Here is a 1519-nt window from a genome sequence, read left to right as displayed (position 1 = left end):
GGACGCGTCGGGACGGGCCGCGTGAGGACACTCCGGGCGAGAAGAGTGGTGAGCACGGGGATGCTGGGCGGGCCGGTCCGCGTGGGGACGGCGACGATGGTCGCGGGTCGAGCCGGCGGGATTCCGCTGCCGAAGAGGCTGGACCGGAAGGCCGTGGTGGGCGGCCCGAGGAGGAAGACGAGCGTGCGGGGGAGCGCCCTGGTGCTATGCGGCAGCCTGACGACCTCGATGGGGCTGGGGACCTCGATGGGGCCGGGGACTTGGATGGTCCGGCAGGTCGGGCGGCGGAGGGGTCGCGTGTTGGGGGTGATGAGGGTTCGCGCGCTGGTGTGCACCAGGATGGCGTGGAGGAGGCTGCGTCCCGGGGTGAGGATTCCGGTGATGCGGTGGTCAGGGGAGAGCCTGATCCGCGGGAGCCGATCGATGGTGTGGAGCATGCGGGTCAGCCGGTTGTCGAGAAGATTGCTGATCGGCGGTATCTGGAGAAGTACTACCGCCCGCACCGTGAAAATGGAGGTGTGCGGTGGTATCGGAAATCCGAGGTGTCGTATGACGCCGACGGTGACCGGGTGCCGTTGTTGGATGAGCAGGGGCAGGTCAAGGCCGAGGATGTGGTGGTTGAGCCGGCCGTCTATGGGAAGTACGAGAAGAGTGTGTCGTATGGGGCGCATCGGGTGGCGGAGCGGTTGAGTCGGATGCGGGACTGGGCGCGTGCTCAGTTGAAGCATGTGTTGGGCAGGCCGGATTCGACGGAAGCCGAGGTCAAGGGCGCTCATTGGGCTGTGACCAAAGCTGGTGAGCAGGTGGGTGTGCATGCGGCGGGGGTTGCGATCCCGCAGCGGTACCCGCCGCATCAGTTCGTGATCGAGGTGTTGCAACCTATTGGCTCGCACGGCAGCGGAGCTGCCGATGGGGTGGTTCGGGTCAGTCCGCGCGAGGGTGTGACCAACAAGGAGGGGATCACCGAACCGATTATTGTCGTGGTGGAGGCGAAAGGCCCACACGCAACGTTGGGGCACCGGAAGGGTCTCGATGATCGGCATTACCAGCAGGGACACCGGAGGTATTTGGAATCAGTCATTCTCGCGATGGGGAAGAGTGGCAGTCTGGCCTATAGGCAGCTTTCTCGTGAGATGAACGATGCTCTGGAAGACGGGTTGCTGAGGTATGAACTGGTGCGGGCGACCGTCAACAGAGGCGGCTCGTATTCGGGCTATCGGCATCGGGAATTCGATATCAGCGCGACGAAACGCGGCAGTAATGGCAAATTGAGCGAGGGAGACTCTGACTGATGATGGATGTATCACGGTGGCATGACTGGGAACCTCACGACTATGTGCAGTGGCGGGTCGATGACGCGCGTTATGGGATTGAGCGTTCGTTAGGGTCGGATCGACCGTGGAATAGTATGCGTATTAATGGGTTGCGCACTGATTTGGTGAATGTGTGTGTGTGGTCGTTGGTGGGTTCGGGTGGTGTGGTGGGGGAGGAGGTGTGGTCGATGTTGGATGCGGCGTGT

The 1519-nt window shown here is 62.9% G+C and carries 2 protein-coding genes; one reads left to right on the top strand and one right to left on the bottom strand.

Going from position 1 to position 1519, the window contains the following annotated elements; all coding sequences use genetic code 11:
• A partial coding sequence (locus tag ACLQ3C_RS21385) for a hypothetical protein (protein ID WP_425707102.1) occupies positions 1 to 437 on the bottom strand: 437 nt, incomplete at its 3' end.
• On the opposite strand from ACLQ3C_RS21385, the gene ACLQ3C_RS21380 reads away from it, so the two are divergent.
• Positions 429 to 1292, top strand: a complete 864-nt coding sequence (locus ACLQ3C_RS21380) for a hypothetical protein (protein WP_425707101.1) — start codon at positions 429 to 431, stop codon at positions 1290 to 1292. The genes ACLQ3C_RS21385 and ACLQ3C_RS21380 overlap by 9 nt on opposite strands.
• Positions 1293 to 1519: the final 227 nt, after the last annotated feature.

It is taken from the genome of Gordonia sp. DT30 (genome assembly GCF_049844915.1).
GTDB lineage: Bacteria > Actinomycetota > Actinomycetes > Mycobacteriales > Mycobacteriaceae > Gordonia.
Note: the sequence above shows the minus strand (reverse complement) of the source record. Positions and strands in the feature narration are given on the sequence as shown.